Annotated in this window: 6 protein-coding genes; 3 read left to right on the plus strand and 3 right to left on the minus strand. The window is 46.4% G+C overall.

The window, feature by feature from the left end:
- Positions 1–64: 64 nt before the first annotated feature.
- Both VN105_RS28050 and VN105_RS28055 read right to left on the minus strand, forming a co-directional pair.
- Complete coding sequence (locus VN105_RS28050; protein WP_325646509.1) at positions 65–658, minus strand: DUF2911 domain-containing protein; 594 nt, start codon at positions 656–658, stop codon at positions 65–67.
- 97 nt (positions 659–755) lie between these two features.
- Positions 756–1,352, minus strand: a complete 597-nt coding sequence (locus VN105_RS28055; RefSeq protein WP_325646511.1) for an ACP phosphodiesterase — start codon at positions 1,350–1,352, stop codon at positions 756–758.
- A 305-nt stretch (positions 1,353–1,657) separates the two neighbouring features.
- Here VN105_RS28055 and VN105_RS28060 point away from each other — a divergent pair, with 305 nt between their 5' ends.
- Together VN105_RS28060 and VN105_RS28065 are read left to right on the plus strand one after the other, a co-directional pair.
- Entirely contained in the window at positions 1,658–2,110 is a 453-nt protein-coding gene (locus tag VN105_RS28060; RefSeq protein ID WP_325646513.1) for a hypothetical protein, read from the plus strand.
- Between the two features lie 153 nt (positions 2,111–2,263).
- Entirely contained in the window at positions 2,264–3,238 is a 975-nt protein-coding gene (locus tag VN105_RS28065; protein WP_325646515.1) for a deoxyhypusine synthase family protein, read from the plus strand.
- 58 nt (positions 3,239–3,296) lie between these two features.
- Here the strand turns inward: VN105_RS28065 and hemW are convergent, their stop codons facing one another.
- Positions 3,297–4,424 (minus strand): radical SAM family heme chaperone HemW, encoded by a 1,128-nt coding sequence (gene hemW, locus VN105_RS28070; protein WP_325646517.1) that lies wholly within the window; start codon positions 4,422–4,424, stop codon positions 3,297–3,299.
- A 216-nt stretch (positions 4,425–4,640) separates the two neighbouring features.
- Between hemW and VN105_RS28075 the strand changes: the two genes are divergently transcribed.
- Positions 4,641–5,672 (plus strand): DUF4271 domain-containing protein, encoded by a 1,032-nt coding sequence (locus VN105_RS28075; RefSeq protein WP_325646519.1) that lies wholly within the window; start codon positions 4,641–4,643, stop codon positions 5,670–5,672.
- Positions 5,673–5,790: the final 118 nt, after the last annotated feature.

Consider the following 5,790-nt stretch of genomic DNA (forward strand, 5'->3'; position numbering starts at 1 on the left):
GGGCGAAGTAAATGCAGTATACTCCTGCATTACTTCGCCCCGGCGGCATTTTATATTGTAGGTGTTATTTCTTTTTTGCAACAGCGTTTTCTGTCCATTTAATAGGCAGGCTTACGCTTACCTTATCCCAGGCAATGATAAGATTTGCGCCCGGATCTCCTTTTTCAAATACCATGGTAAATGCTTCTACCGGGGTATCCAGCGACAATACAGGAAGGGCGGTTCTTACCACATCTTTTTTCTGATCGTATTTAAAAGCGCCCCATACATCAGTGTCTTTGTTCAGGATGATGGTCCAGGTTTTTTCTGTTGGTATAGCGTACAGGGTATAACGTCCTTTCGGAATGTTTTTACCGGCAATGATCACAGGCCGGAAAAATTCTATTTCCGTGGCTTCGTTGGCGCCTAATCGCCATATTTTACCATATTCTTCCAGGTTTCCGAAGATATCCCTTCCCTTTGTTTGAGGACGGCTGTAAACCACCCTGGCTACCAGTGTTCCCGGTTCGCCTTTTACTTTTACAACATAAGGATACATTACAGGGTAATAGGCCATGTCCATCGGGCTGGCATCGAGTGGTGGTAATTTTTTATCCTGTGCTGCAGCGCTGAAACTGATCAAACCTGCTACAAAGGTAAAAAGGAGAACTTTTTTCATCATCCTGGAAAGCTTTATTTCTTTTATAGATTGTTGGCGGCAAACCTACTTTTTTTTAGGGAATCTGAAAAGCGTACTTCTCTCATTTAACAAGCCGTTAGCGGTTTTCGGTTTGCAGCAGTCCTTCCACGTAAGTCTGCAGGTCCGGAAAGAACTCCAGGTAACATTCTTTCAGCGCGGCATAGTGCTCCATAAACACGGCAAACACAATATTGCCGTCGGTTTCCAGGTACCTGGCCCGGCGGGCTACTCCCCTGATAGAGCTGGAAATGCCGTCGGTACTATGGTAGTTATACAACCAGTTATAGGCCTGCATGTACTCAAACATCTGCAGAAAAGCCGGTGGCAGCTGCTGAGCGCGCTGGTTCACCTGGCTGTAAACGTAACGGGCAAACGAATATAGGGAGTCGTTTGTAAAGCGCTCAGGATCAGCAGCCAGGAAGTGATCATACACCAGGTCGGTGAATACGCCACTGTATAATCCGCACGACGGGCGGAAAAATTGTTTAGCCCTGCCTGTTACCGGGTGTTGGTCAGTAAAGTTGTCGATAGCCCGGTGTATACGAATGCCCTGCTGTATTCCTTCTGTGTAAGCCAGCAAGGCTTTTTTACCCTTTACAAAATCAGCAATGAGGTTACCGGTGATCAGCTCCGGCTGGTTAAAAGACAAATAAGCATGGGCCAGGTGGTTCATCGTCTCAAGGTACGTATTTATGCGTCATTTGGCAGTGGCCGGTCCGTTTACCACAGAACCTTATCCATTTTAACAATTTCTTAACTCCACCCCAAGCAACATTGGCAGGTTGGCACCAACAAACAGGCCATGGCTGGTCTTTACAGCCCTATGTCCGCCACCGGTCAGGCGGACGTTCATTAACGGATAGTCCAACTAATCATGTGCTCCCACCAGTAAAGTATGCCTTGACCACCAGGCACTTCAGGGCGTAGCTTTGAGTCATCGAAACAAAAAAATTACAATCACCATAAATTTTTTCCGCCATGAAAAAACTTATTGTATTAATCAGCGCAGCGCTTATGCTGAGTGCACAGGCACTTTTTGCAAGCCCTTATGAAACTACTGTTAACAAAAAGATCAACAGTACCTTCAATGAATCCTTTACCGGTGCAACCGATGTGAAGTGGTATACAGAAGATAATAAAACCTTTACGGCCAAGTTTACCATCAGCAATACGAAAGTAACCGCTTTCTTCAAGGAAGACGGCACGCTGCTGGCCACCTCCCGCTACCTGCAGGGAGATCAATTGCCACTGAAAGTGCTCAGTAAACTGAATAAGAAATATTCCGACAACAGCATTTATTGTGTAGTGGAATATGCGTCTTCAGAAAATGTGGTATATTTTGTAACATTGGAAGGCGCTGATACCTGGACTGTGATCAAAACAGATGCGGCAGCCAACATGAAAGTATACAGCCGTTTGAAAAAAGCTTAGTTTTAGTAGTGTTAAAAATACAGGGCCTGTGGCATTTGCCGCGGGCCCTTTTGTTTTATCCCCACGCCCCTTGCCCCTGCAAAAATTATCTTAACTTTGCCCCCTGTTAAGGCTTTATTAGCCAGACCGTTAATGTATAAATGATTAAATAACATGAATAAGGGACCTGTTTCTCAATTTATCCAGCACCATTACCGCCACTTTAATGCAGCTGCATTGGTGGATGCTGCCAAAGGATATGAAACACATCTGCTGGAAGGCGGTAAAATGATGGTGACATTGGCCGGTGCGATGAGTACGGCTGAACTGGGCATTTCTTTCGCAGAAATGATCCGTCAGGGTAAAGTGGATATCATTTCCTGCACCGGTGCCAACCTGGAAGAGGATATCATGAACCTGGTAGCACATACACACTATAAGAGAGTACCTAACTACCGTGACCTGAGCCCGCAGGAAGAATGGGATCTGCTGGAGCAGGGCTTCAACCGCGTTACAGATACCTGTATCCCGGAAGAAGAAGCTTTCCGCCGTATTCAGAAACATATCTACAAAATATGGAAGGATGCTGAAGAAGCCGGTGAACGCTATTTCCCGCATCAATTCATGTACAAGCTCCTGCTGAGCGGGGCTATGAAAGAGCATTATGAAATTGATCCGAAGAACAGCTGGATGATCGCCGCTGCCGAAAAAAATATTCCTATCATTGTTCCGGGATGGGAAGACAGTACCATGGGTAACATTTTTGCATCTTACTGCATCAAGGGCGACCTGAAAACGTCTACCATGAAAAGCGGTATTGAGTACATGATCTACCTGTCTGAATGGTACCGTAAAAACTCTGCTGGTAAAGGTGTTGGCTTCTTCCAGATTGGCGGAGGTATTGCGGGCGACTTCCCGATCTGCGTGGTGCCAATGATGTACCAGGATCTGGAATGGACAGATGTTCCTTTCTGGGGTTACTTCTGCCAGATATCCGATTCTACTACTTCTTATGGTTCTTACTCAGGTGCTGTGCCTAATGAGAAAATTACCTGGGGTAAACTGGATATCAATACGCCTAAGTTTATCGTGGAGTCAGATGCCACTATTGTGGCCCCGCTGATGTTTGCGTACATCCTGGGATGGTAATGCAGCTTTGTGAATGTTTAATATAGTGAGCAGCGGAAATTATCTCCGCTGCTTTTTTTTATAAGATAAATAATTCGCCGGCTATCCCGTCTGCAAACAGGCGCCCGGCTTTTGTTAACCGCAGCGTTTCTCCCACCCGCTCTATGCGGCCCATCCTGATATAGGGTTCACTGTGCGCCAGCAGGTGAATGGTATGATCCGTTCCGAATTTCTCCGACACCCATTCCAGGTTGCATCCGGCGGAAGTGCGGAGGGCAGTCATAATGTATTCATTGAACTGCATGGCGGTGGTGAGTGACTCCATTTCAAAAGGTACCTTACCGGCTGCTATGCTTTTGATGTATTGTGCATTGCTGGCGATGTTCCATTGCCTGGAAGCGCCATTGAAAGAATGTGCCGACGGGCCAAGGCCGAGATACGGTTTGCCCTGCCAGTAGCTGCTGTTATGCCGGGAATGCCACCCCGGCAAAGCGAAATTGGAGATTTCATAATGCTCATAGCCTGCAGCTCCCAGCCATTCCATCAGCATTTCAAAATGTTGCGCCGCCTTATCCGGATCGGTGGCAGCCATTTTCTTTTTCTTTATAAAATGATCCAGCGCAGTTCCCGGTTCTACGGTAAGTGCGTAACACGATAAATGCGGAATACCCAGGGCAATGGCCTGCTTCACATTTTGTTCCCAGCCCTCGTTTGTGAGGGTAGGCCCTCCGTAAATGAGATCAATGGTAATATTCTGAAATCCCAGGTCCTGCGCCAGTTTGATACAATTCTGCGCCTGCAGGCTATTGTGCGCGCGGTTCATCCAGGTAAGGTCCTCTTCATGAAATGACTGTACGCCTATGCTCAACCGGTTGATGCCAGCGGCTTTTAGTTGGGTGAGCTTTTCAAGGGTAAGATCATCAGGGTTGGCCTCCAGCGTGATTTCCGCATCCGGGGCCACATTAAAGGTGGCGCGCAGGTGCAACAGCAACGTGTTGAGTTCCTGCTCCTTCAGCAGGCTGGGAGTGCCACCGCCAAAATAGATGGTGTGTACCGGTTCCTGTACCAGGTAATCTTTTTGCAGCGTGATTTCCTGCAACAGGCTATTTACCACTGCTTCCTGTTGCACCAGCGAGGTGGAAAAATGGAAATTGCAGTAGTAACAGGCCTGCCTGCAAAAAGGAATATGTAAATAAATCCCGGCCATAACGTTTTTTGTAATTGTTTACCTGTATTGGCCGCAAAGATACCTTCTTCCCGTTACTACACTCCGGTCAACTATGGACTATTTTAATATCTTTGCCATATCAAAATCGCGTTTCCTTTTTGTTATGTGGGCCAGACGTTGTTAATTGCTGTTGATTCCTTCTTTGGAAACGGGTTATTGAAAAACCGATTAAAGTCATTGCAAAATATTTTCCTGGTGCGAAACTGGTTACTGCTGTTATTCATTTTGGGTTATTTGCCGGTTTGGGCACAAACAACAGATTCCGCTGCGGCGCCGGTAGTAAAGAAAAAGCCGGTAGCCACCCGCACCGTTGCCGATTCATCCCGTCCGAAGCCGCGAACTGTTCCTGTCAGGAAAGACAGCACCAGGGCCGTTTTACCGGCAAGCGCACGTGCCGGGAAGGATACCTCGGCGGCAATGAAGGCCGACAGCCTTGCTTTGGCAGCCGCGCCAAAAGTGAAGCCGGTATCTGCTTATGATCTTTACCTGAAAAAGATATCGCAGGAAAACATCTTCCTGAAACCCGGCAAACACAGGTTTGTGGATACTAATCCCATAAGGCCCTACCGTAATATGGACTGGCTTATTTACCTGATGGCCGGTGTATTGCTGGTGCTGAGTATCATCCGTTTGTCTTACAGGAAATATTTTTCAGACCTGTTCCGGGCGTTTCTCAATCCCACATTGAGCCAGCGCCAGTTGAAAGATCAGTTGTCGCAGTCGCCTTTTCCCAACTTGCTGCTGAATATTTTCTTTGCCATTGCGCTGGGGCTGTATTTTTACCTGGTGCTGTACCGCCAGCAGGTGTTTCCCCAGGCGGAGCCCTGGTTGCTGATACCCGGCCTGGTAATGATGGTAGCAGTGGTGTATGGTTTTAAATACGTTATGCTGCGGTTTTGCGGATGGTTGTTCGGCAATTCCGAACTGGCCGATGCCTATATTTTCATTCTTTACCTGATTAACAAAGTTCTGGGTGTGTTGCTGGTGCCGTTTCTGGTGATTATTGCCTTTTGTTCACCGGAAATAGCGCGTACTTTCCTATATATATCCTTGTTTTTTATTGTATTACTTATTATCTACCGGTATATTAGATCTTATTCATTGGTTCGGCAGTACCTATCTTTCAGTAAATTGCATTTTTTTCTTTACCTTTGCGCTTTCGAAGTAGCGCCTGTTTTAATATTAAACAAGGTGCTACAGAATATCTGGTTAACTGGTAATCCCTGATTATCGCCTATTGTTAACACAAGAGCAAAAAAAAGTATGATTAAAGGCGGGCCAAAAAAAGATTTGCAAGGAAAACAAATTCAGTCAATCCTAATTTCTCAACCTAAGCCTGAAACAG

The organism is Chitinophaga sp., from assembly GCF_035564935.1.
In the GTDB taxonomy this organism is placed as follows: domain Bacteria; phylum Bacteroidota; class Bacteroidia; order Chitinophagales; family Chitinophagaceae; genus Chitinophaga.

Bases quoted from the DNA above. Each gene is read 5' to 3' on its own strand.
- VN105_RS28050 (WP_325646509.1), bottom strand. From the start codon at position 658: ATGAAAAAAGTTCTCCTTTTTACCTTTGTAGCAGGTTTGATCAGTTTC.
- VN105_RS28055 (WP_325646511.1), bottom strand. From the start codon at position 1,352: ATGAACCACCTGGCCCATGCTTATTTGTCTTTTAACCAGCCGGAGCTG.
- VN105_RS28060 (WP_325646513.1), top strand. From the start codon at position 1,658: ATGAAAAAACTTATTGTATTAATCAGCGCAGCGCTTATGCTGAGTGCA.
- VN105_RS28065 (WP_325646515.1), top strand. From the start codon at position 2,264: ATGAATAAGGGACCTGTTTCTCAATTTATCCAGCACCATTACCGCCAC.
- hemW (WP_325646517.1), bottom strand. From the start codon at position 4,424: ATGGCCGGGATTTATTTACATATTCCTTTTTGCAGGCAGGCCTGTTAC.